Source organism: Zunongwangia mangrovi (genome assembly GCF_900112105.1).
Taxonomy (GTDB): domain Bacteria; phylum Bacteroidota; class Bacteroidia; order Flavobacteriales; family Flavobacteriaceae; genus Zunongwangia; species Zunongwangia mangrovi.
Map to the genome: position 1 here is coordinate 68621 of NZ_FOKV01000008.1, position 22579 is coordinate 91199.

General features: G+C 31.1%; 22 protein-coding genes. All 22 read left to right on the forward strand.

Annotated elements, in window-relative coordinates; genetic code table 11:
- Window positions 1-43: 43 nt before the first annotated feature.
- The 22 genes from BM201_RS14955 (at window position 44) to BM201_RS15060 (ending at window position 22579) form a co-directional block, all read left to right on the forward strand.
- Window positions 44-895 carry an ABC transporter permease gene (locus tag BM201_RS14955; RefSeq protein ID WP_092544054.1) on the forward strand — a complete coding sequence of 284 codons (852 nt, stop codon included), beginning with the start codon at window positions 44-46 and terminating at the stop codon, window positions 893-895.
- On the forward strand, window positions 895-2172 hold the full coding sequence (locus BM201_RS14960; protein ID WP_092544056.1) for an ABC transporter ATP-binding protein: 1278 nt from the start codon (window positions 895-897) through the stop codon (window positions 2170-2172). Before BM201_RS14955 ends, BM201_RS14960 begins: the two co-directional genes overlap by 1 nt.
- An 18-nt stretch (window positions 2173-2190) precedes the next feature.
- Window positions 2191-3138 carry a sulfotransferase family protein gene (locus BM201_RS14965; protein ID WP_092544058.1) on the forward strand — a complete coding sequence of 316 codons (948 nt, stop codon included), beginning with the start codon at window positions 2191-2193 and terminating at the stop codon, window positions 3136-3138.
- An 18-nt stretch (window positions 3139-3156) separates the two neighbouring features.
- Window positions 3157-3963 carry a glycosyltransferase family 2 protein gene (locus tag BM201_RS14970; protein WP_092544060.1) on the forward strand — a complete coding sequence of 269 codons (807 nt, stop codon included), beginning with the start codon at window positions 3157-3159 and terminating at the stop codon, window positions 3961-3963.
- Window positions 3960-4892 carry a glycosyltransferase family 2 protein gene (locus BM201_RS14975; RefSeq protein WP_092544062.1) on the forward strand — a complete coding sequence of 311 codons (933 nt, stop codon included), beginning with the start codon at window positions 3960-3962 and terminating at the stop codon, window positions 4890-4892. Before BM201_RS14970 ends, BM201_RS14975 begins: the two co-directional genes overlap by 4 nt.
- A gap of 4 nt (window positions 4893-4896) precedes the next feature.
- On the forward strand, window positions 4897-6135 hold the full coding sequence (locus tag BM201_RS14980; protein WP_092544064.1) for a glycosyltransferase: 1239 nt from the start codon (window positions 4897-4899) through the stop codon (window positions 6133-6135).
- On the forward strand, window positions 6128-7108 hold the full coding sequence (locus BM201_RS14985) for a glycosyltransferase family 2 protein (RefSeq protein ID WP_092544066.1): 981 nt from the start codon (window positions 6128-6130) through the stop codon (window positions 7106-7108). Before BM201_RS14980 ends, BM201_RS14985 begins: the two co-directional genes overlap by 8 nt.
- Before the next feature lie 10 nt (window positions 7109-7118).
- Window positions 7119-7952, forward strand: a complete 834-nt coding sequence (locus BM201_RS14990; RefSeq protein WP_092544068.1) for a glycosyltransferase family 2 protein — start codon at window positions 7119-7121, stop codon at window positions 7950-7952.
- Window positions 7949-8734 carry a glycosyltransferase family 2 protein gene (locus tag BM201_RS14995; RefSeq protein WP_092544070.1) on the forward strand — a complete coding sequence of 262 codons (786 nt, stop codon included), beginning with the start codon at window positions 7949-7951 and terminating at the stop codon, window positions 8732-8734. Before BM201_RS14990 ends, BM201_RS14995 begins: the two co-directional genes overlap by 4 nt.
- Before the next feature lie 9 nt (window positions 8735-8743).
- The gene (locus tag BM201_RS15000; RefSeq protein ID WP_092544072.1) at window positions 8744-9766 is read left to right on the forward strand and encodes a glycosyltransferase; all 1023 of its coding nucleotides are present in this window, start codon (window positions 8744-8746) and stop codon (window positions 9764-9766) included.
- A gap of 56 nt (window positions 9767-9822) precedes the next feature.
- A complete protein-coding gene (locus BM201_RS15005) occupies window positions 9823-10896 on the forward strand; it encodes a glycosyltransferase family 2 protein (protein WP_092544074.1) in 1074 nt (357 codons plus the stop codon).
- Entirely contained in the window at window positions 10889-12025 is a 1137-nt protein-coding gene (locus BM201_RS15010; RefSeq protein ID WP_245758665.1) for a glycosyltransferase, read from the forward strand. The genes BM201_RS15005 and BM201_RS15010 overlap by 8 nt, the downstream gene beginning before the upstream one ends.
- Window positions 12018-12980, forward strand: a complete 963-nt coding sequence (locus tag BM201_RS15015; protein WP_092544076.1) for a glycosyltransferase family 10 domain-containing protein — start codon at window positions 12018-12020, stop codon at window positions 12978-12980. The genes BM201_RS15010 and BM201_RS15015 overlap by 8 nt, the downstream gene beginning before the upstream one ends.
- Window positions 12970-13785 (forward strand): polysaccharide pyruvyl transferase family protein, encoded by an 816-nt coding sequence (locus BM201_RS15020; RefSeq protein ID WP_092544078.1) that lies wholly within the window; start codon window positions 12970-12972, stop codon window positions 13783-13785. The genes BM201_RS15015 and BM201_RS15020 overlap by 11 nt, the downstream gene beginning before the upstream one ends.
- A 111-nt stretch (window positions 13786-13896) precedes the next feature.
- Complete coding sequence (locus tag BM201_RS15025; RefSeq protein ID WP_092544080.1) at window positions 13897-15051, forward strand: acylneuraminate cytidylyltransferase; 1155 nt, start codon at window positions 13897-13899, stop codon at window positions 15049-15051.
- Window positions 15048-15923, forward strand: a complete 876-nt coding sequence (locus tag BM201_RS15030; protein ID WP_092544082.1) for an N-acetylneuraminate synthase family protein — start codon at window positions 15048-15050, stop codon at window positions 15921-15923. The genes BM201_RS15025 and BM201_RS15030 overlap by 4 nt, the downstream gene beginning before the upstream one ends.
- Entirely contained in the window at window positions 15923-17317 is a 1395-nt protein-coding gene (locus tag BM201_RS15035) for a glycosyltransferase family protein (RefSeq protein WP_092544084.1), read from the forward strand. The genes BM201_RS15030 and BM201_RS15035 overlap by 1 nt, the downstream gene beginning before the upstream one ends.
- A complete protein-coding gene (locus tag BM201_RS15040) occupies window positions 17317-18477 on the forward strand; it encodes a glycosyltransferase family 4 protein (RefSeq protein ID WP_092544263.1) in 1161 nt (386 codons plus the stop codon). Before BM201_RS15035 ends, BM201_RS15040 begins: the two co-directional genes overlap by 1 nt.
- Before the next feature lie 310 nt (window positions 18478-18787).
- Window positions 18788-19996 carry a glycosyltransferase family 2 protein gene (locus BM201_RS15045; protein WP_175487061.1) on the forward strand — a complete coding sequence of 403 codons (1209 nt, stop codon included), beginning with the start codon at window positions 18788-18790 and terminating at the stop codon, window positions 19994-19996.
- 8 nt (window positions 19997-20004) lie between these two features.
- Window positions 20005-20991 carry a glycosyltransferase family 2 protein gene (locus BM201_RS15050; RefSeq protein ID WP_092544088.1) on the forward strand — a complete coding sequence of 329 codons (987 nt, stop codon included), beginning with the start codon at window positions 20005-20007 and terminating at the stop codon, window positions 20989-20991.
- Complete coding sequence (locus BM201_RS15055; RefSeq protein ID WP_092544090.1) at window positions 20988-21755, forward strand: hypothetical protein; 768 nt, start codon at window positions 20988-20990, stop codon at window positions 21753-21755. The genes BM201_RS15050 and BM201_RS15055 overlap by 4 nt, the downstream gene beginning before the upstream one ends.
- Window positions 21752-22579 (forward strand): class I SAM-dependent methyltransferase, encoded by an 828-nt coding sequence (locus tag BM201_RS15060; protein WP_092544092.1) that lies wholly within the window; start codon window positions 21752-21754, stop codon window positions 22577-22579. Before BM201_RS15055 ends, BM201_RS15060 begins: the two co-directional genes overlap by 4 nt.

The window sequence follows — 22579 nt, forward strand, 5'->3', positions numbered from 1 at the left end:
GAGGTTATAAGCTTAGAAAAGTATTTAATATTTCCCTACGAAAATGAATGATGATTGGTTATATGAAATTTCGCCTAAGCGCAAATTAATAGATCTTAATTTTAAGGAGATCTGGCGTTATAAGGATCTATTAATTTTGTTTGTTAAGCGTGATATAACCACGGTTTATAAGCAAACAATATTAGGTCCGCTTTGGTTTTTTATCCAGCCGTTATTTACTTCGGTTATATATACTTTGGTTTTCAATAATATAGCAAGTGTTTCAACTGGAGCCGTGCCTAGTTTTTTATTTAATTTAACAGGTATAACAGCGTGGAACTATTTTAATCAATGTTTTACAAGTACCTCAAATACTTTTAATCAGAATGCGGCACTGTTTGGAAAGGTGTATTTTCCAAGAGTGATCGTTCCGTTAAGTAAAGTAATAGCCGGATTAGTGAAATTTGGAATACAACTTTTAATATTGATTGCTTTTTACTTTTATTTTATTCTTAAAGGAACTTCTATTTCGCCAAATAGTAATATTGTATTATTTCCTATATATGTTCTTTTAATGGCTCTAATGGGCTTAGGTTTTGGAATGATAATCTCAGCAATGACCACTAAGTATAGAGATCTAACGGTACTCATAGGCTTTGCTACATCTTTACTGGTTTATATTTCTGCTGTTCCATATCCTTTAAGCCAGGTAAAACAAAAAATGCCAGATATTGCCTGGATTGTACAATTAAATCCACTTACACAGATTATAGAAGGATTTCGTTATATGATATTGGATGAGGGAATTTTTGACCTAAGGTCTTTTATATATACTATTGTTGTTGGTATGATGATTTTTTTGGTTGGTTTGATTGTTTTTAACAGGACAGAGAAAAACTTTATAGATACGGTATAATGAGCGTAATTCTAAAAGCTGAAAATATTTCGAAGCAATACCGTTTAGGGACGGTGGGAACAGGTACTTTGAGTCATGACTTAAATCGTTGGTGGCATCAAATACGTGGAAAAGAAGATCCTTATTTAAAAGTAGGTGCTGTAAATGATCGTTCAGCGAAAGCCAGCGAAGATTATGTTTGGGCGTTGAGAGATATAAATTTTGAAGTAAAAACGGGAGAGGTTTTAGGAATAATTGGTAAAAATGGTGCGGGAAAATCTACATTATTAAAGTTGTTATCTAGAGTAACATCTCCAACCACGGGAAGTATTAGAACTAAGGGAAGAATTGCTTCTCTTTTAGAAGTAGGAACCGGGTTTCATCCAGAGCTTACAGGTAGGGAAAATATCTATTTAAATGGTGCGATTTTAGGAATGACGAAGCCTGAAATTAGATCCAAAATCGATGAAATTATTGCCTTTTCTGGATGTGAAATGTATATCGATACTCCAGTTAAAAGGTATAGCAGTGGAATGCGAGTTAGGCTGGGTTTTGCAGTTGCTGCACATTTAGAGCCTGAAATTTTAGTTGTCGATGAAGTTTTAGCCGTTGGAGATGCCGAATTTCAAAAAAAGGCAATTGGCAAAATGCAGGATCTTTCTACCGGAGAGGGTAGAACAGTGCTTTTTGTAAGTCATAATATGTTGTCGATAGAACAATTGTGCTCAAGATGTATAGTTCTTGAAAACGGAACAGTGTCATATAATGGAAAAACGAAACTGGCAATAAGTAATTATTTGGCTAAAGAAAAACAGAAAGATACTAAGGTAAGTTTTCCACTATCATCTAAAAATATACGAATTAACCATTTTAAAGTTATTGATAACTTAGAAAATATAGCAGAAATATTATTTATTGGATCACAGTATAAATTAAATTTAGGTTTAAAAAATATAGCTACATTAGATCAATATATAGACGTTAGAATTCAATTCTTTAGCAATGAAAAATTAATTACTACATTAAATAGTTATCATCGTAATGAAACCTATCTTTTAAAAGAGAATGAAGTAGTTGATTTATTATTTAATATACCGAAATTACCTTTATCTTCAGGAAGGTATAGTCTTGGAATCCAAATATATAATCGTTCTGAAAAGATGGTTTTATATGAACATGAAAATTTCTTTACATTAGAAATTAAAGAAGGTGATTTTTTTAAAACGGGAAGATTGCCTCATCGAAAGCTGTTGGGGAAATGTCTTATCGATTTCGATATGCAAATAAGAACACTTTAAAAATACAATAAAGTTTTTGTGAAAGAAGAAAATTTAATCTTTATTATATCTCAACCCCGCAGTGGTTCAACTTATCTTCAAAATTTATTATCTAATAACAAATTTGTTAATACCTGCAGTGAACCCTGGGTTTTGTTGAATTTTGCAAATCAAATTAAACCTGAATTAATAGATGCCAAATTTGATAATAAATTGGCTTTAAGAGCCTTCGAGGATTATAAAAGTAAACTACCATCTTTAAATTTAACGGAGGTAAAAAAGGATTTCATTTTAAATATTTACAAGCCCCTCTTGAAAAACTATACCTACGTTATAGATAAAACTCCAAGATATTGGGAAATAGTAAATGAAATTAAAGCACTGTTCCCAAAAAGTAAAATTGTAATCTTAAAGCGAAATCCTGTTGAGGTTGCAAGATCTATGATGATAACTTGGGATATTAATGGTTTAAAAGCATTAGCCAAGCATAGAAGGGATTTACTTTTAGCTCCGTCTATAATAGCTGATTTTTGTGACTTAAACAGATATAATAAAAACGTTTATGTCGTAAAATATGAAAAACTAATAGAAAATAATGAGATAGAAATAAAGAAACTGTACGACTGGATAGGTGTAGGTTATACCGATGAGGTTTTAGATGTCTCAAAAAACCAAAAATACAAGGGGGCATTCGGGGATCCATATCAGAATTCAGTACTCGGTTATAAGGAGGCAAAAAAACGTTCTAAACGAAAAGCTCTTAACGAATTTCAAAAATGTATTTTAAATGGTTACGCTAATTTCTTAGGAGAAGAATTTCTTCTAAATTATGGTGGGTATAAATTTAAACAAGATGGCAATAAAGGGCATAGGCTGTTCTCGTACTTTATGGATATGGATGAAAAAAGGCATTCAGATTTTTCTTTTAAGTCTGAAATAAATTACTTATTGAAGCAATTATTTCTAAGATTATTTCGAATAATTTAAATTGTAAAGATTTTTTCTATGCCTCTTATCACAATAATAACTATCAATCTAAATAACCTTTCAGGTTTAAAGAATACCGTGCAAAGTGTTTTAGATCAGTTTTTTAAAAATTATGAGTATATCGTAATTGATGGAGGCTCTAAAGATGGAAGTGTAGACTACTTAAAAGAGAAAAATGAAGATATAGATTATTGGATTTCAGAAAATGATAAGGGAATTTATGATGCCATGAACAAAGGTATCAAAATAGCAAAAGGCAAATATTTATATTTTTTAAATAGCGGAGACTGGCTTTGTAATTCAAATGTGTTTAGTGAGGTTCAGAAACAATTAATTGATAGTGATTTTGTTTATGGAGATTTAATAAAGTCTTTTCCAAATGGAGACCTGAAGTTAGATAAAGGAGTTGCTGGAAAGCAAATAAAATTTCAAACTTTTATTACAGGAACAATAAATCACGGCGCGTGTTTTATAAATCAAAGAATGTTCCAAAAATATGGATTATACGATGATACTCTAAAAATCGTTTCAGACTGGAAATTCTTTTTAATAGCCTTAGGATTGAATAATGCCCATGTTAAATATATCGATATGCCTGTCGCGTATTTTGATATGACTGGTATAAGTAACGATTTGATCTTGAGGGGTAAAGAGAGGGAGAAGGTTATTGAGGAAGTTGTACCTAAACCTATATATAGGACTTATATTGAATTTATTGAGAAACAGAAGAAATTTACCTCTTACCGATATAGAAAATTTGAAATTACCGATAATAAGAGATTTTCAAGAAAATTACATTCTATAATTTTTAGACTATTTTCATGAATAAGAATCACCAATCTCCTTTTTTTTCGATAATTATCCCGAGCTATAATAGAGCCCGATACCTAAGTGCGGCAATTAATTCGATATTAAATCAGGAATTTAATGATTGGGAATGTATTGTTGTAGACGATGGTTCAACAGATAATACGCAAGAAGTGGTTTCTTCGTTTACAGATTCTCGGGTTAGATATTATTATAAACAAAATGAAGAGAGGAGTGTTGCGAGGAATTTTGGTATTAAAAATGCTGCGGGGCAGTATATTTGTTTCTTAGATAGTGATGACGAGTACTATCCTCATCACTTAAAAACCTTATACAACTTTATAATTAATAAAAATTTTCCGGTTGCCATGTTTTATACAGGTATTGTAGAAAATAGAGATGGGAAATTGGTATATAGAAACTTTTATGATGAAAAAAAGTTTAATCATCCTATATTCTATATATGGGAAAAATTTTTATTGATTAACTCGGTATGTCTTCATCGAAATATTTTAGAAGAACATAGATTCCCAGAAAAATTTAATGTTTGGGAAGATACCCACTTATGGTTAAGAATTGCAGCGCAATATTCTTTTTATCAGATACCGGAAAATACGACTGTTTGGAATATTCATGATAAAGCTTCTGTATCCAAAGCATTTAGTATGGTTAACACTCAACATGTTAAAAATTATTTGAATTGTATATCCTATTTATTTGAAACACACGGTGATTTGCTAAAACCGTTTTTAACTGAAAAAAATAAAAAAGAATATCAACTAAGAAAGTTAAAAATGTTCTTAAGTATTACGTTTAATACAGCAGATTATAAAACATTTTTAGAGTTATATTTTTTAGGCTTAAAGCATGTTGATAAAAAGATCTTGTCTAAATTAGTTTTTAGAAAAGTTTTTAAAAGACTAAGGCGAAGAATTATTAGAGATTGATTTTATGAAAAAACTGAAAATAGCCTTTATAGTTCAATCTTTTCCGACGGTATCTGAGACGTTTGTTGTGAATCAGATAATAAATCTTATTGATGAAGGGTATGATGTTACTATTTTTTCTTTTAATAAAAATACTAATCCTATAATTCATAAGAACGTATTAGATTATAAATTAATAGATAAAACTATTTATTGGGAAGAAACGAAGATTTCGAAAATTGGACGGTTTATTGAGTTTTTAACTTTTCTATTGAAAAATCACGAGCATATTAGTTTTAGAAAAATTTTCAGGATTTTCAATTTTAAAAAATATGGTAAAAAAGCTTTAAACCTTAGAAACTATACGCGTTATCGCTGGATCACCAAACAAGCTTCCTTCGATATTTTTCATGCTCATTTTGGTCCTTCTGGGAAATACGTGGCTGAAATGAAATCATTTGGTTTTTTTTCTAATGCTAAGTTTATTACCTCCTTCCATGGTTATGATATAAGTCCACATTTATTAAGTTATTATATAGCTGATTATAAATTACTTTTTAGCGAAGTTGATTTATTAACCGTTAATACTATTTACACTGAGAAATTATTACGAAGAATAACCAGAAAAAACAAAATTGAAATTTTACCAGTAGGATTAAATACTAGAATATTTAAGGGAAATGCACTATCTGAGAATAATAAGGTTCAACTTTTGTTTGTTGGAAGATTAATCTCATTTAAAGCTCCCGATTTAGTAATTAAGATTGCGGAAAAGTTGATTCAAAATGGTAAACAATTCCATATTGATATTATTGGAGAAGGAGTGATGTACACTCAACTAGAAGAATACATACATAAAAATTCATTGGATAATTTTATAAAATTGAGAGGGGCATTATCGCAAGAAGAAATAATATCATATATGTCTAAATCAGATATATTTATTTTTCCTGGGATTTATGATTCTAATGGCCGTGCCGAGACCCAGGGTTTGGTACTTCAAGAAGCGCAGGCGATGGAATTACCGGTAATAGTTTCAGATGTAGGAGGAATGAAATACGGAATGATAAATAATATAACAGGTTTTGTGGTTGAAGAAAAAAATATAGCTGGTTTTGTTGATAAGATAGAATTGCTTATAGCAGATAAAGAGTTGAGAAAGGAAATGGGGAAACAGGGAAGAAAGTTTGTTGTAAGTAATTATGATTCAAAAGTGTTAGGAAATAAGCTTACAGCATTATATGATCAAATTTTAAATGAATAATCCTTTAGTTTCCATCATAATTCCAACTTATAATCGGGCTCATTTTATTGGAGAAACTCTTGAATCTGTCATTGCCCAAACCTATCAAAACTGGGAATGTATTGTGGTAGATGATGACTCGAACGATTATACGGACGAGCTAATGGAATTTTATTGTGAAAAAGATACGAGAATTAAATATCATCATCGTTCTAGTCATAAGCCTAAAGGGGCAAATGCCTGTAGAAATTATGGTTTTGATCTAAGTAAAGGTGATTTACTAATTTTTCTTGATAGTGATGATTTTTTAGAGAAACAGTGTATTCAGCTAAGAAAAAATAAACTTATTGAATCAAAGCTAGATTTTGTATGTACGGATACCGCAAGATTAGTAAGTGATTTTAATAATAAATTTCCAATAAATGACACTTTATCTAAATTAGAACACTGCTTATATTTATTTGCTAGCTACAATTTCCCTTGGTGGTCTACTCTTAGTGTGATGTGGAGCCGAAGGGTTATTCACGAAAACCGGTTTAATGAAAAACTCGCAAGATTTCAAGATGTGGAAATCTATATTCGAATTTTAATACAACAAAGGTATAAATTTGATTTTTTAAACAGGGTCGATAATTTTTATCGTATGCCCGAAAATGAAAGAATAATAAGTGATTCTTATAAAAAGAATGTAGTAAACAGTTTGTTCAAATTAATTAATATTTATTTGAATTGTATGAAGAAAGATCCAAAATTATATATTTCTTTCAGAATTTTTTTTTATAAAATAGCAAAAGAATTTCTTTTCAAGGATAAAAGTACTTTTTCGAATAATCTTAAAAATTTATTTTCTTTAAGAAGAAAAAAATTCCTAAATAATATCGATTTCCTTTTTTTAAGCATTCAGTTTATAATAACTTATTTGCATCTAAATGATGTCAAAGGAATTTTAATTTTTCGGTTCAATAATATAATGAAAAAAAATTTTCGTTATTAATCTGTCATCTATGGTAGATAAAGACTTTTCTGTACCTAAATTAACTTTTGTTGTTCCTGTTTTTAATGGGGATCAATTTATAAATGCATTATTTATTTCTGTTTTAAATCAGTCTAACACTAATTGGCAATGTATTGTAGTTGATGATGGTTCTACAGATGATTCAAAGAAGCTGGCTGATTTGTGGTCTGAAAGAGATAGTCGTTTTAAAGTAGTTAGTAAAAAAAATGGGGGACTTGCCAGTGCAAGAAATTTGGGGATATCTCTTGCAGTTACAAAATATATAATGCCATTAGATTCAGATGATATAATTCATAAAGATTTAGTCACTGAATTTAATAAATCAATTCAATCTGAAGAATTCGATCTAATTTCATTTGATGTTGAATTTTTTGGAATACGGAGTGGAAAACTTGTTTTGCCAAATTTCTCCTATAAACAATTATTATTGCAAAATTGTTTCATCGCTTGTTCTATTTTTAAAAAAGACTTATGGACTGAAGTTGAAGGTTATGATGAAAACTTGAAATCATTTGAAGATTGGGATTTTTGGATTAGGGCTTTAAATCATAAGTCGAAAATTAAGCATATTCCAAAAGTCTTATATTTTTATCGTAAGCATAGTACCGGTAGTCTTACAAATACTTTTAAAAGTAACCCAGAATATTATTTTGGATTATATGATTACGTTTATACGAAGAATAAAAAAATTTATCAGGAAAATTTTCCTAATCCAATTTTAGCATATCAGGAAAACGAAGCATTACGAAAATTTAATAGTAAAGTAAAAAGCACGTTTTTTTTTAGATTATATACAACATTTAAGAGAATTATTAAAAAATGATTTCAGTAGTTATCCGAAACAAAAATGAAGCAAAAGATTTAGAATTTTTGTTATTCAATCTAACCAATAGATATTCTCATGCTATTGATGAAATAATAGTAGTTGATAATGAATCCACAGACGGTAGTGAAAGGGTCACTAAAAAATTTAATGCTCGTTTTGAAACTATAAAAAACTTTTCTTACGGCGGGAGTGCAAATTTTGCAGCTGAAAAGGCTAAAGGTGATATTGTAGTAATATTTAGTGCTCATTCTTATCCCGTAAGTCCCGAATTTTTTGATGTAATAAAAGAAAAATTCGATACTAATAAAAAATTGGCAGGTGTTAGATGTTTGCATGCCTCAAATGATTATCGAAATTATATTCTGAGTATAGATGCTGTGAAAGACCCAAATAAGTCGGGCTTAATTTTTACAGGTTCAGCATTTAGAAAAAAGATATGGGAGAAAATTCCTTTCAATGATAAAGTACCCACTTTTGAAGATAAAGACTGGACAAAAAGGGTACTTAATAAAGGATATCAGATAGAATTTGCTCCGGTAATATTTGCTTATGAGGTAAGCAGAACGAAAGCTCAGGCTTATTTTCGAAGAACAAATGATTTGTTAGGAAATTATCAAATATGGCATAGAGAAATAAAAGTAAGACAGGCATTCAATAATGTTGTAGCTACGTTTTTAAACGGATCTAAAAATTTATTCTTAGACGTGTATTATGCAATTAAATTTTTCTTTTTTGTTTTGGAATTTAAGAAAAAAAAGCCTGGAAAATTTGAATACTAATTTTATCGGATGAGGAAAGGACATAATCCTAATAAAGATAAAGTTGTCTCTGGTAATAACTTTATACATCAGATCATAATTCCGGTTTATATTCCTTATCAAAAAGAGTACTTTAAAGATGCTTTTACGATCTTTAAAAAGTGTCTTGAATCTATATTTGAAACAGTAGATTTAAAATATACATATATATCTATCGTAAATAATGGAAGTTGTATTGAGGTTGAAAATTACCTTTCAAATTTAAAAGAAGAAGGTAAAATTAAAGAGCTTATTAATACCTCTAATATTGGTAAATTAAATGCAATTTATAAAGGTTTAATAGGGCATAATTTTGATTTAGTAACTATTGCCGATGCTGATACGATGTTTTTGAGCGGTTGGCAACAAGAAACAATTAAGGTTTTCAATACGTTTCCAAAAGCGGGAACGGTGGGGATTGTTCCCCAATTTAATATGTACTCCAATTTTTGTACAAATGTAATATTCGATAATTTCTTTAATAAAGATATGCGGTTTTTTAAGGTAGAAGAACCAAGAGAAATGCAGAAATTTTATCATAGTATTGGTTGGAACATGAAAGAAGATCATCATTACTTAAAATATATATTAGGTATTGAAAAAGAGGGAACAACAGCTTGTATTGGTTCAAGCCATTTTGTAGCAACTTATAGGAAAGAGGTTTTTAACGAAATAAAAAAATATGTTCCTGCAAAAATGGGAAGCAATAGTGAACGTTTGTTAGATGTAGCTGCACAAAATAAAGGCTTATGGAAACTTACAACCTTTAAAAACTATGCCTGCCATATGGGAAACGTTTATGAGGATTGGATGGATGAGGTGAAATTTCATCAAAACAAAAACAAATTGGAATATAATAAATTTCAACTAAATCAACCTTCAAAATTAGCTTTCCTGATAAAAAATAAGTTTTTTAAAAAAATCATGCGTATTAAGCTTATTAATGATTGTTACTTTAAAAACAAAGGATTGCCTAAAAATGTTCTAGCTAAGTATGGTAAAACTTATTATTGATATACTTCCTATAAATAAATACTATTTTAAATTAGATTCTTTAATAAAGACCTTTAATGCTTAGTCTCATTTTAACATATCGTGATCGTGAATTAGAAATTGTAAAACGCTGTTTAACATCGTTACAAGTTCAAAACGATCAGGATTTTAAAGTTTTTCTGGTAAATTATGGAAGTTCAGAAAGCTTTACGTTGAAGCTGGAAAAACTCATAAAATCCTACGATTTTTTAGAATATATTTATGTGCCTGCTTATGGACAACTATGGAATAAAAGCAGGGCCATTAATATCGCTTTAAAAAAGTGTAATTCTTCGCTTTTATGCGTAGCCGATATAGATTTATTATTTCATCCAAATTTCGTTCAGAAAACAAAACAGCTTTATAAAGAAAAAGGAATAGTTTATTTTAAGACTGGATTTCTAGATCGGCAAACAACCGGGGAAAATCTAATTTTTGAAAATTCAAAGGTCTCTTTTAGCAGTAATAAAGACGTTACCGGTATTACTTTATACCAAACCGAAATATTGAAAAAAATAAACGGCTACGATGAGTTTTATCATGGATGGGGAGCAGAAGATACCGATGTGCATTTACGATTAAAAAATGAGGGATATTCGGTACATTTTTACGATGAAGAAATTTTAGTAAAACATCAGTGGCACCCGAAGCAGTACCGAAGTAAAAAAAGTAATTTTCCTTTCCATACCAATCTTGAAAAAATTAATCATCGGTATATGACTTTTCAAGATCAGCATAAAACAACCCAGGCCAATGGCGAATTTGAATGGGGTAAAATACCTGATATAACCAAATTGAAGGATTTACAAAAGCCGATGCATAAATACGAAATCAGTTCTGAATGTTTTCAATTTGATGCCTTTATTGTTGGTATCTTCCCTTGTTTAAAAAAAGCCTCCGAAATTAAAATTACAACTGATATTCGTTCAAAATCAATAAAAAATCAGATAAAAAAAATTAGCGGTAAAAAACATATACGAACGTATTCGCTAGAAGGAGTCAATAATACACTTTTAGAAGCAATAATTCAGCATCATCGCTTAGCCCTTTATCATTATAATATCGATTGGGAAAATGAAGAAATACTATTAAAAATAGTACCCGATGCCTAACAGGAAAAAAATACTAATGGTGGCGATGCCTAGTTTGCATTTTTTTAGATGGGTGGATCAGCTAAAAGATAGCGATTTTGAAGTATATTGGTTTGATATTACCGGAGCCGGGAATAATGTAAAACGAATTAGCTGGGTACATCAAATCACCAATTGGAAAATGTCTTGGGATTTTCCGGGGCGTATTTTTATAAAATCAAAATTCCCCAAATTATATCAGATTATTTCAAGATACAATGAACGTAATCTTTCTAAGGAATTTGAAAAAACTATCGCTGAAGTTCAACCAGATTTGGTGCATAGTTTTGCGCTGTATGTTTCCTGTACGCCAATTTTATCGGTTATGCAAAATCATAAGAACTTAAAATGGATGTATAGTTCCTGGGGAAGCGATTTGTTCTATTTTCAAAATAATGCCAATTATTTAGCAGATATTAAGCAGGTACTTAAGCGTGTAAATTATTTGATGACCGATTGTAAGAGAGATTTTAAAATAGCCGAAAATCATGGTTTTACCGGAAAATTTTTAGGTGTTTTTCCCGGTGGCGGAGGATTTCATTTAGAACAGTTAAATAGCTATAAAAAATCAAAAGAAGAAAGAAATATTATTTTGATTAAAGGTTATCATGGACGATCGGGAAGAGCAATCCCGGTATTAAAAGCTATTTTAAAATTGAAAGGAGAACTTCAATCGTATCAAATTGTCGTTTTTGGAGCCGATCCGGAAGTTTTTCGATGGGTAAACCAAACAGACTTAATAAATTGGAATAGCTTTAAAGTTCTAGGCAAAATTTCCCACACTGAGGTTTTTAAGCTAATGGGTAAATCCAAAATCTATATTGGGAATAGTAACTCTGACGGAATGCCCAATACATTATTAGAAGCGATTTGTATGGATGTATTTCCTATCCAGTCTAATCCGGGCGGAGTTACAGAGGAAATTATTGTTCATGGTGAAAATGGTTTGCTTATTTCCGATTGTGAGGATGTTGAAGAAATAGCAATTTTGATTTCTAAATCATTAGATTCAACTATTACAAAAAATAATACACAGATTAAAGATGCATTATCTTATTGTAATATAAGGAAGCTATGTATCCAGAATTATATAAATGTAATGAATGATTAAAATTTTTAAAGCATCTAAAATGGCGTATACTCCTTTCGATAATTTTGAGGAAGGAGATTTTAATATTTTTGAACAGTATAATATAAAGTTTGTAGAAAATGTTCAAGATGCGGATATTATTGTAAGCGATACAATTAGACACTTAAAAAAATATTTTTTTCGTGGTTTATCTGGAATGAAATTTTTACTGTGGACTAATGAGCCTAGGTTTGATTTGTCATTTACAGAGGTAACTAGACATTTTGGATTTATAAAAGTCCATCATATGAATATTTACACAAAGGACGTTTTCCTGCAAAATTTATCATTTCATGCTAAAATGATGAACAGATCATTGAACTATTTAGGAAATGAATTTAGATTCAAAAGTAAAAAGACAGTTGCTTTAATGTCTTATTATAACGGTATAAATGCTCCGAAATTAATTTTCAACAGAAAGAATATTGATTTAATAGGTTTACGGTCAGAAATTGCGCTTGTCGGAGATAAACTGGGGGTTTTAGATGTCTATGGAAAAGGCTGGCCTAATAATATTGCTATTGAAGACTCACGAACAGGTGGTTGGCCCACTAGAAAAAAAGAAATATTAAGCAACTATAATTTTAATCTCTGTTTTGAAAATACAGCTTTCCCAAATTATATGACAGAAAAAATATGGAATAGTATTGAAAATTACTGTTTGCCTATATATTATTCTGAAAACACTAATGCTTACGAATTGTTTCCTAAGCAAAGTTTCATAGATTATGCTGATTTCAAGGATGCCGAAGAACTTTTTAGTTTTATAAATGCTCTTTCAAAAGATGAGTATAGGTTAAGACTCAACAAGTGTATCAAAGTCTATAATAGCATATTTGAAAGGGGACAAAAATATGCAAAAATCCTTAGACAAGAAGTTTTGGAAATGGTAGTTAAAAGGTTGAAATCAATCAAAGAAAATAAAAATGTCAACTAAAATCCGACTTTTCTGGTGGAACGAGCGTAAAATTCAGCATAAATGTAAAGAGAATTATGGCGATATGTTGGGTAAATATCTGGTAGAAAAAATATCAGGAAAGCAGGTCGAATTTGCCTGGCCAAAAAAGCATAGTTATAAAGATTTGTTTTCACCAATTTATGTAACCATCGGAAGTATTTTAACTCATGTAAATAAAAAATGTATTGTTTGGGGTAGTGGAATTATAAGTAAAGAATATCATATAAAAGATGCTACTTTTGTAGCAGTACGAGGTCCACAAACAAGAAAATATTTAATAGAAAAAGGCTATCAGGTTCCCGAAGTGTATGGCGATCCGGCCATTTTGCTGCCTGATTTTTACACACCTGGGAGGGCTAAAATCTATAAAATTGGCATTATTCCCCACTACAATGATTACACATTGGCAAAGAAATTAATTTCTGGTATAGACGGCGTTTGTCTTATTGATTTTATGACCAATGATGTTGAAAAAACTACCCGAGAAATTTTAGCCTGTGAGCGTGTAGTTTCTTCCTCGCTACATGGTATAATTGTGAGTCATGCTTATGGTATACCGGCAGTTTGGCAAAAATTTTCAGATAAAGTATTTGGTGATGATGTTAAATATCAGGATTATATGGAATCGGTTCAACTTCCATTTTATCAACCTGAAATTAGACAAAAACCATATACGTTTTCAGAATTAGAAAGTTTATTTGAAACTTATCCAAAATCACCAGATTTTGAAGTGCTGGAAGCCTTAAAAAATGGCTTATTAGAATCTTGCCCATTCAGGAAATAAATCAACCATTTATCGCCACTTTTCGACCATTGGCGGAGTAATTTTAGGTTTCGTCGAAATAAATTTACACCCAAATTATAAATAGTATATTAGCATTTAATTAACAGATTAATGAAGGCTATAGGTTTTATTCCATTACGAAAAGGCTCCAAAGGGATTCCGGGTAAAAATAAACGAAAAATGTTGGGAAGACCCTTATTTTGCTGGGTGCTTACCGAAGCTATTTTCTCAAAGCTTGATGAGGTAATCGTTTTTACCGATGATACTGAAATTATCGAATTTATCGAAAATCAATTTAAGTGGTCTTCAAAAGTGAAAGCAGTTTTACGTCCCGAAAATACGGCTAACGATACTGCTTCAACAGAAATTGCAATGCTAGACTATTGTGAGTCTGTTGAATATAATTTTAATGTATTCTGTTTATTACAAGCGACCTCTCCATTTACTAAAGCTGAGCATATAAACGAAGGTCTTTTAAAAATTGAAGAAGGAGCCGATTCTTCATTAAGCGTAGTGAAAACCCATCGTTTTATCTGGAATAATAATGGAGAATCTATCAATTATGATTATAAAAATAGGCCAAGAAGGCAAGATTTCGAAGGCTTGTTAGTTGAAAATGGAGCGGTATATTGTACCACAAAAAAAGCCCTTCAGACTAGCCGAAATCGAATAAGTGGCGTAATTGTTCCTTTTGAAATGCCTGAAATTTCTTATACTGAAATTGATACTGAAGCCGATTGGAATATTGTTGAAAATCTTTTGGCAACCAATTTACAACAGCAAAAAAAGAATACTAAAATTACCCATTTGGTATTAGATGTAGATGGGGTTTTTACCGATGGAAAAGTACTATTTTCTGAAAACGGAGAACTTGCTAAATCTTTTGATATGCGTGATGGGATGGGATTAGAAATTCTACGACAATTTGATGTAAAAGTTATGGTAATGACTTCAGAAAATTCTGCCTTGGTTGCTGCCAGAATGAAAAAACTCAAAATCGATACAGTCTTTTTAGGAGCAAAAGATAAATTCGGATTGCTTCAAGATTATTGCTTGAAAAATGATGTAGAGATAAATAGTTTGGCCTATGTAGGAGATGATGTAAATGATCTGGCGAATATGTGCCGTGTAGGTTGGAGTTTTGCTCCGGCAAATGCGATGGATGAAATCAAACGAATTGCCGATGTGAATCTGGCAAAAAAATCAGGAGAAGGAGCTATTCGCGAAGCAGCTCAATTCATAAAAAAATATAATACTAGATTTTGAACCTATATAAAGAACCTTACGTAATTGCCGAAATTGGGTGCAACCATAAAGGCGATATGGAAATTGCAAAAGAGCTTATTAAAGTAGCCAAGATATTTTGCAAAGTAGATGCCGTGAAATTTCAAAAACGGAATAATAAAGAATTGCTAACTGAAAGTCAGTATAACGCACCGCATCCTAATCCGGTAAATGCGTATGGAGATACGTATGGTGAACATCGTGAATTTTTAGAGTTTACGGTAGAACAACATCAAGAACTGAAAGATTTTTGTGAAGAAATGGAAATCACGTACTCCACTTCAGTATGGGATCTAACTTCAGCAAAAGAAATTGCCAGCTTGCAACCTGATTTTATTAAAATTCCTTCGGCTTGTAATAATCATTATGAGATGTTGAATTGGTTGTGCGAAAATTATTCCGGCGAAATTCATATTTCTACAGGAATGACTACTAAAAACGAAATAGGAGATCTAGTTGATTTCTTCACGAAAAAGGGTAGAAACAAAGATTTAGTAATTTACAATTGTACATCGGGTTATCCAGTTCCTTTTGAAGACGTTTGTTTATTAGAAATCACGAGAATGAAACAACTTTATGAAGATAAGGTAAAGCATATCGGGTTTTCCGGCCATCATTTAGGAATCGCAGTAGATGTTGCCGCGTTTACCCTGGGAGCTAATGTGGTAGAACGACACTATACTTTAGATCGAACCTGGAAGGGAACTGATCATGCAGCTTCGTTAGAACCTTCAGGGATGCGTAAATTAAAACGAGATTTAAGCGCGGTTTATAACTCCTTAACGTTCAAAGAGAAAGATATTTTAGAAATTGAAGAAGTACAACGAGAAAAATTGAAATTCAGAAAAGATTAATGGCTATAAAGGTTTTTGTTTTTCTTCCAGACGGTGTAGGGCTCCGGAATTTCGCCTATACCAATTTTAACACCTTGGGCCAACAATTAGGTATGGACGTGGTGTATTGGAATAATAGTGTTTTTCCTTTACAAGAACAATTGGGGTTAGAAGAGGTTAAAATCGAACCCAATAGTGTGCATAAACTTACGCCTGTTTATTCTAGAGCAAGGAAACGAATAGAACTTAATTTATGGCATAAGGAATTCGATGATTTGGTGTATCAGACCTATAAATTCCCTTTTGAATACAGCAATTTTAAGAAAGCTACACGTAGTTTTCTAACTCGATTTTTGATTGCAAAACATAATTCTGAAAGAGGATTAGCTGCAATTAAAAAACGTATTGATAAATTAGAACGACAAAATCCTAAATATGAATATTGCAAAAAGCAACTGGAAAAGTATAAACCCGATTTAATATTATGCACCAGTCAGCGTTCTACCCAGGCTATTAGTGCTTTATTAGCGGCTAAAGATTTAGGAATTCTCACGGCTACGTTTATTTATAGTTGGGATAATGTACCTAAGGCGATGTTAGTGGTGGATACCGATTATTATTTTGTGTGGAGCGATTTGATGAAAGCTGAAATGCTGAAGTATTATTCATTTCTAAAAGATCATCAGGTTATTGTTACCGGAACACCTCAATTTGAGCCTCATTTTAATCCTGATTTAATTATACCTAAAGCTAAGTTTTTTGCAGATTACAGATTAGATGAATCAAAAAGGTATATCTGTTTCTCAGGAGACGATACTACAACCTCGCCACTAGATCAATATTATTTAGAAGATTTAGCCATTGCAGTACAAAATCTTAATAAAGAAGGTTATAACTTAGGAATTATATTTAGAAAAGCTCCGGTAGATCATACAGGAAGGTATCAAGAAATTATAGAAAAATACAAACAGGAAATTACGGAAATAGCACCGGCCTGGAAAGCGATGGGGAAACAATGGAATACCATACTTCCTGAACCTTACGATTTTTCATTGTTAGCAACAGTTTGTGAGCATTCAGAACTTGTAGTGAATATTTGTTCTTCTATGGTTTTCGATTTTGCAATTCATAATAAGCCATGCATCTATATCAATTATGAGCAACCGCAATTGAAAAAAGGCATCCGAGATATAGGTCAAAATTATAACTATGTACATTTTAGATCGATGCCATCTAAAAATGCAGTGGCATGGGCTAACTCCAAGCAAAGCTTGCAAGCTAGTTTGGAAAACTTAATAGCGAAACCAGAACCTATTGTAGCTCAGGCTCAAATTTGGTTTACAGTGGTGGCAGGTAAACATCCAAAAACGTCCTCTTTAGCGATTTGGGAAACTATCAAAAATATTTTGAACTAATGCATATAGGTTTTCTAACTCCTGAATATCCACACCCAAAAATAAGTCACTCTGGTGGTTTAGGAAGTAGTTTACAAAATTTGGTTTTATCGTTACAAGCACAAGGGGTAACTATTAGTGTTTTTGTATATGGTCAGAAAGAGGATACCGAATTTGAAGAAAATGATATTCATTTTTACTGTATTAAACAAAAAACCTATAAAATTGGCGGATTTTATTGCTATCGAAAATACATAAATAAAAGGTTGAATAATTGTATTCAGCACACTAATATTGATGTGTTGGAAGTTCCGGATTGGACGGGGATTACAGCTTTTATGAACTTTTCGGTTCCTGTAGTAATGCGATTTCATGGTAGTGATACCTATTTCTGCCATTTAGAAAAGCGTCCCCAAAAATTCAAAAACCGATTTTTTGAACAGCAGGCGGTAAATAATGCAAATGCTTTTATTGCTCCCACAACTTTTGCCGGAAATGTTTCAAAAGAATTGTTTCATATTAAAAACAAAGCCATAAAAACCATTCATTATGGATTAAATTTGGAGCATTTCAGTAATGAAAATCCAGAACAATTTGAAGCATTTACAATTTTATATTTAGGTACCTTAATTCGCAAAAAGGGAGTTTTAGAATTACCTGCTATTTTCGAAAAAGTTAAGCAAAAATATCCAAAAGCAACATTACTATTGGTAGGCGGCGATAGTGCAGATATAAAAACAGGCAGTACATCAACCTGGGCATTACTTCAGCAAAAGATACAAGAAAAAAAACTTTTTGGGATTGAGTATTTAGGTAAAATGCCTTATTCTGAAGTGAAAAATCATATTAAAAATGCACATGTTTGTATTTTTCCATCCTATGCAGAGACTTTAGGAATGGTTACAATAGAATCGATGGCTTTACAAAAGGCAGTGGTAAATACCAACATCGGATGGGCACAGGAAATAATAGATCATGGCAAAGATGGATTATTGGCACATCCGGCAGATCATGATGCCTTTGCAAATGCGATAAATAAGATTTTTGAAGATGATCTTTTAAGAGAAAAACTTCAAAAAAATGCTCGATTAAAGGTTGAAGAAAGATTCGATATTCAAAAAAAAGCTATTGAAAATATCAAATTTTATAAAGAAATTTTAGCCTCACAAAATCATGATTAAATTAATTCATCAAAATAGCAGTAAAGTATGCGCTATTTATAAAGGTGAAATGCAATTAGATGGCTATACAGGAAATCTAACAAAAGTTTTCTGGAAACTGGCTGAAGATTTCCCTACAGAAAAAATTATTTGGATTGAAGAAGCGCAACAAAATAATATAAACGAAGAAGCTTTAACTAAAGTTTTTCATCATAACCTAATAATGGCCTCCTGTGCAGTTAAGACTAGCTTTTTTAGCGAAGATATTGGGTATGTAGATCAATTTCCTTTTGCAAACATAAATCGGTCAGTATTTTATCCCACCTGGTTAATGAGCAGCGATATTGGAGGGATTTATGCCTTGGCAATTTTAAAATTTAAAAAAGAATTTCAGCAAATATCGAATTTTGAATATTTATTAAATGCTATTGCCAGGTTAGGCCAGCAACATGGCTTATTTTGTTATCATGCACCGCAATTAGCTATAAAAAAAGCAAAAAAATTAGAATATAAAGCTACAACTAAGGATTTGTTTTCTTTTACTTTTCAATTTTATAAAAAGGCAAGAGGATTAATTTTATTATTTTGTTTTGTGCATTATAAAAAAATATATCCTTTACTATCTTTTACTTCATCTGGTTTGAAAAGGAATTTTTTTAATACTGAAATTGATTTTACTGATATTGAAGTTAAATCTTCTAAACCCGCTACCGATAATACAATAGACGTGATAATTCCAACAATTGGTAGGCCAGAATACTTATTGGATGTTTTAGAGGATTTGAAAGGGCAAACCTTGCTTCCGCAGAAAGTTATTATAGTTGAGCAAAATCCAGATAAAGGGAGTACAAGCGATTTTAACTTTGTTGCTGAGGAATGGCCATTTCATATTAATCATATTTTCACCCATCAAACGGGAGCTTGCAATGCTAGAAATTTAGCACTACAGAAGGTAACTGCAGATTGGGTTTTTTTTTGTGATGATGATAATAAATTTGATACTAATTTATTAGAAGGATGTTTTTCTAAGATAAAAACATACGGCTTAGAAATTTTAGTAACCGCCTATAGATCAAAATCTGAAGTTTTATTGTATAAGCATGCCAAACAATGGGGGACTTTTGGAGCTGGTAACGCTATTATTAAACGAGCTCTTCTCCAAAATGTGAAATTTGACAGAGCACTAGAATTTGGTTATGGAGAAGATATGGATTTCGGTATGCAATTACGTAATAAAGGAGTGGATATAATCTATCATCCGGAAATTGAAATCGTACATTTAAAAGCACCAATGGGCGGTTTTAGAACTAAAATTATAAAACCATGGGAGCAAACAAAACCAATCCCCAAACCTTCACCAACGGTAATGACTTTTATGCAGAAAAATTATTCAATACCTCAGATAAGAGCGTACAAGTTTATTTTATGGTTTAAATTTTACAAAGTTCAGGATATCAGAAATCCTTTGAAGTACAAAAAAAGTATGCAGCAGCGATGGGAAGCAAGTGAAGCCTGGGCACGAAAAATTGCTAACAAATAGTTTAAATAATGGAAAGTAAGTTTTCTCTTATAATTTGTACGTACCAGCGGCCCAACGCACTTTTAAAATTACTTAGATCTATAGGCGAACAAAAATTATATCCTCATCAGATTATTATTGTAGATGGTTCCACAAATCTGGAAACTAAGAATCTGTTTGCTGAACATGAATTTAGAAATATTGAATATTATTTGGTTGCTGAAAAAGATCGAGGTTTAACCAGACAAAGAAATTTTGGAATAGATAAAATAAGCCATGATAGTTTGATTACCTGTTTTTTAGATGACGATGTGGTGCTTGAACCCGATTATTTTGAAAAGTTAATCGAAACTTATCAGGAATATCCAGATGCTTTAGGTGTAGGCGGTTATATTATTGAAGAACATATAATTTGGGAGAGATTAGAAAAAAAACGAGCTGAATTTAACGAATTTGAATTTGATGGCTGGAAAAGAACATTAGGCAGTAGAAATATTTTGCGTAAAAAATTAAATTTACTCAGCGATAAACCTCCCGGAATAATGCCGGAGTTTTCGCACGGATTTTCCATTGGCTTTTTGCCTCCTTCTGGTAAAACCTATCCAGTAGAATTTTTTATGGGATGTGCTATGTCTTTTAAAATTGAAGTCTTTTCTAAAATTCAATTTTCAGAATATTTTGAAGGATACGGTTTATATGAGGATATGGACTTTTGTTTACGATTGTCTAAGTTAGGTGCGTTATATGTAAATACGGCTGCGAAATTGTATCATTACCATGAAGAATCGGGAAGACCTAATCAATTTAAATACGGAAAGATGGTTAGCCAGAACGGCAATTATATTTGGAAAATAAAAAATCCGAATCCTAGTTTTTCGGCCAAGTTGACTTATTATAAAATATCTTTTTTGCTAGCATTTATTAGGTTGAGTAATGTGATAAATACTCCAAAGAAAAAAGAAGCTTTTACAGAGGCTATGGGGCGATTTTTCGGACTGTTAATTTCAAAAAAATGAATATTAAATCTTTATTTTCCAAAAGGAACTACATCCATTTATACCATAAATATAAATTTTATCCTAAAACGGTTTCTACTCCTGCCAATCGATTCAGTCACTATTCATCATTTCGACATATATTGGATTATATTGAATTAGAGCAGTTTGATAAAATCGTTGCTGTGGCGAGCGGTCCTTCTTCTAATCACATAGATTGGAATAAAAACACCTTATATTTTTGCTGTAATAACGCTTTAAAACTTTTGGGAAAATCGCAATGTAAATTTGTTTATACTGTAAATGACGATTTTTACCTCTATAAGTATCTTAAAACATTTGAGGCTAGTGAAAATTGGCTAACTACCTTATTCTATTTTTATGTAAACGAAAAGACTCGTTATAAAAGAAATTTAATCTGGGATTATTTAAATACCTATAAAAGAGAGAAAATTGAATTTTTAATTACAAATGATTCAAATAATCTCAATTCTAAATTGCTTAATGATAGTCTAATAGATGTGTTTCATAAATGGGGTTATGAACATTTCGGTGTAAATTCTGGATTTAATAATTTGGTTTTAGCTGCAGTTGCCGCTTACTCTTCCAATTTGCCTTTGGCATCTTATGGGCTTGATATGGGAATTGGAGGAGAGAAGTATTTTGATGTTTCAACGACATTAGGAAAAAGTATAAAAAGCGATTTTTCGAAAACTAAAGTTTTAGAATTTTTAAAAATTATTCAAGAAAATTTAAAGTTTTCAAATTATTCTTATTTTAAATGATGGAAAAATTTGAGAGATGTAAAGTTTGTAATTGTCATATTGAATTCCAAAATTCTAAGTTTAACTTAGTTAAATGTAAAAGCTGTAATTTGGTATTTTGCAATTCTATTTTTAACGAAGAAGAATTCATAAGGGTTTATGACAAGTTATATAATTCAGGTCCAAAATCTCAGTATCAAGTTCATAGTACTACTGAAATAAATGAGATGCACTCAGGTAAATTAAATATAGGCTATAATAGAAAAACCTTGATATCAAAAACCATAAATGATCGTGATAGGGTTTTAGAAGTCGGGTCTGGTAATGGACTGGTAGGATTATATTTAAAACAAAAATTCGAAGATATTTTTTATAAAGGAATAGAAATAGATCAAAAAATAGCTACAAGAGCTCAATCATTCGGTTTAGATATTATAAACGATGATTTTAGAGTAATGAAAGGCTTTACTGATAAATTTGATGTTATTATGATGTGGGAGGTTTTAGAGCATATTCAGGATTTAAATCTTTGCCTAGAGCTTTTAAAAAATGTTTTAAATAAAAATGGCACTCTTATGCTGTCTGTTCCAAATTATGAGAAACGTTTGAATTATAAGAATAGCGATAATAAGTTATTTCAAAGCGGTCCACCCATACATCTAAACTATTTCACAATGGATTCTCTTCGAAAAATTTTTAAATTATATGGATTTAAAAATGTAAAGATTCGTGAAAAAAGTATGCCTTATTTCAATCTGAAAGATCCAAATTTCTATAGCTTATTACAAAGAAAGATGACTGGGAAATTTCATGGACCAACATTATATCTGATTGCTTCGGTTTAA

Excerpts from the sequence above, each read along its gene's own strand:
- BM201_RS14955 (WP_092544054.1), top strand. The coding sequence starts at position 44 with ATGAATGATGATTGGTTATATGAAATTTCGCCTAAGCGCAAATTAATA.
- BM201_RS14960 (WP_092544056.1), top strand. The coding sequence starts at position 895 with ATGAGCGTAATTCTAAAAGCTGAAAATATTTCGAAGCAATACCGTTTA.
- BM201_RS14970 (WP_092544060.1), top strand. The coding sequence starts at position 3,157 with ATGCCTCTTATCACAATAATAACTATCAATCTAAATAACCTTTCAGGT.
- BM201_RS14975 (WP_092544062.1), top strand. The coding sequence starts at position 3,960 with ATGAATAAGAATCACCAATCTCCTTTTTTTTCGATAATTATCCCGAGC.
- BM201_RS14980 (WP_092544064.1), top strand. The coding sequence starts at position 4,897 with ATGAAAAAACTGAAAATAGCCTTTATAGTTCAATCTTTTCCGACGGTA.
- BM201_RS14985 (WP_092544066.1), top strand. The coding sequence starts at position 6,128 with ATGAATAATCCTTTAGTTTCCATCATAATTCCAACTTATAATCGGGCT.
- BM201_RS14990 (WP_092544068.1), top strand. The coding sequence starts at position 7,119 with ATGGTAGATAAAGACTTTTCTGTACCTAAATTAACTTTTGTTGTTCCT.
- BM201_RS14995 (WP_092544070.1), top strand. The coding sequence starts at position 7,949 with ATGATTTCAGTAGTTATCCGAAACAAAAATGAAGCAAAAGATTTAGAA.
- BM201_RS15000 (WP_092544072.1), top strand. The coding sequence starts at position 8,744 with ATGAGGAAAGGACATAATCCTAATAAAGATAAAGTTGTCTCTGGTAAT.
- BM201_RS15005 (WP_092544074.1), top strand. The coding sequence starts at position 9,823 with ATGCTTAGTCTCATTTTAACATATCGTGATCGTGAATTAGAAATTGTA.
- BM201_RS15010 (WP_245758665.1), top strand. The coding sequence starts at position 10,889 with ATGCCTAACAGGAAAAAAATACTAATGGTGGCGATGCCTAGTTTGCAT.
- BM201_RS15015 (WP_092544076.1), top strand. The coding sequence starts at position 12,018 with ATGATTAAAATTTTTAAAGCATCTAAAATGGCGTATACTCCTTTCGAT.
- BM201_RS15020 (WP_092544078.1), top strand. The coding sequence starts at position 12,970 with ATGTCAACTAAAATCCGACTTTTCTGGTGGAACGAGCGTAAAATTCAG.
- BM201_RS15025 (WP_092544080.1), top strand. The coding sequence starts at position 13,897 with ATGAAGGCTATAGGTTTTATTCCATTACGAAAAGGCTCCAAAGGGATT.
- BM201_RS15035 (WP_092544084.1), top strand. The coding sequence starts at position 15,923 with ATGGCTATAAAGGTTTTTGTTTTTCTTCCAGACGGTGTAGGGCTCCGG.
- BM201_RS15040 (WP_092544263.1), top strand. The coding sequence starts at position 17,317 with ATGCATATAGGTTTTCTAACTCCTGAATATCCACACCCAAAAATAAGT.
- BM201_RS15045 (WP_175487061.1), top strand. The coding sequence starts at position 18,788 with ATGAGCAGCGATATTGGAGGGATTTATGCCTTGGCAATTTTAAAATTT.
- BM201_RS15050 (WP_092544088.1), top strand. The coding sequence starts at position 20,005 with ATGGAAAGTAAGTTTTCTCTTATAATTTGTACGTACCAGCGGCCCAAC.
- BM201_RS15055 (WP_092544090.1), top strand. The coding sequence starts at position 20,988 with ATGAATATTAAATCTTTATTTTCCAAAAGGAACTACATCCATTTATAC.
- BM201_RS15060 (WP_092544092.1), top strand. The coding sequence starts at position 21,752 with ATGATGGAAAAATTTGAGAGATGTAAAGTTTGTAATTGTCATATTGAA.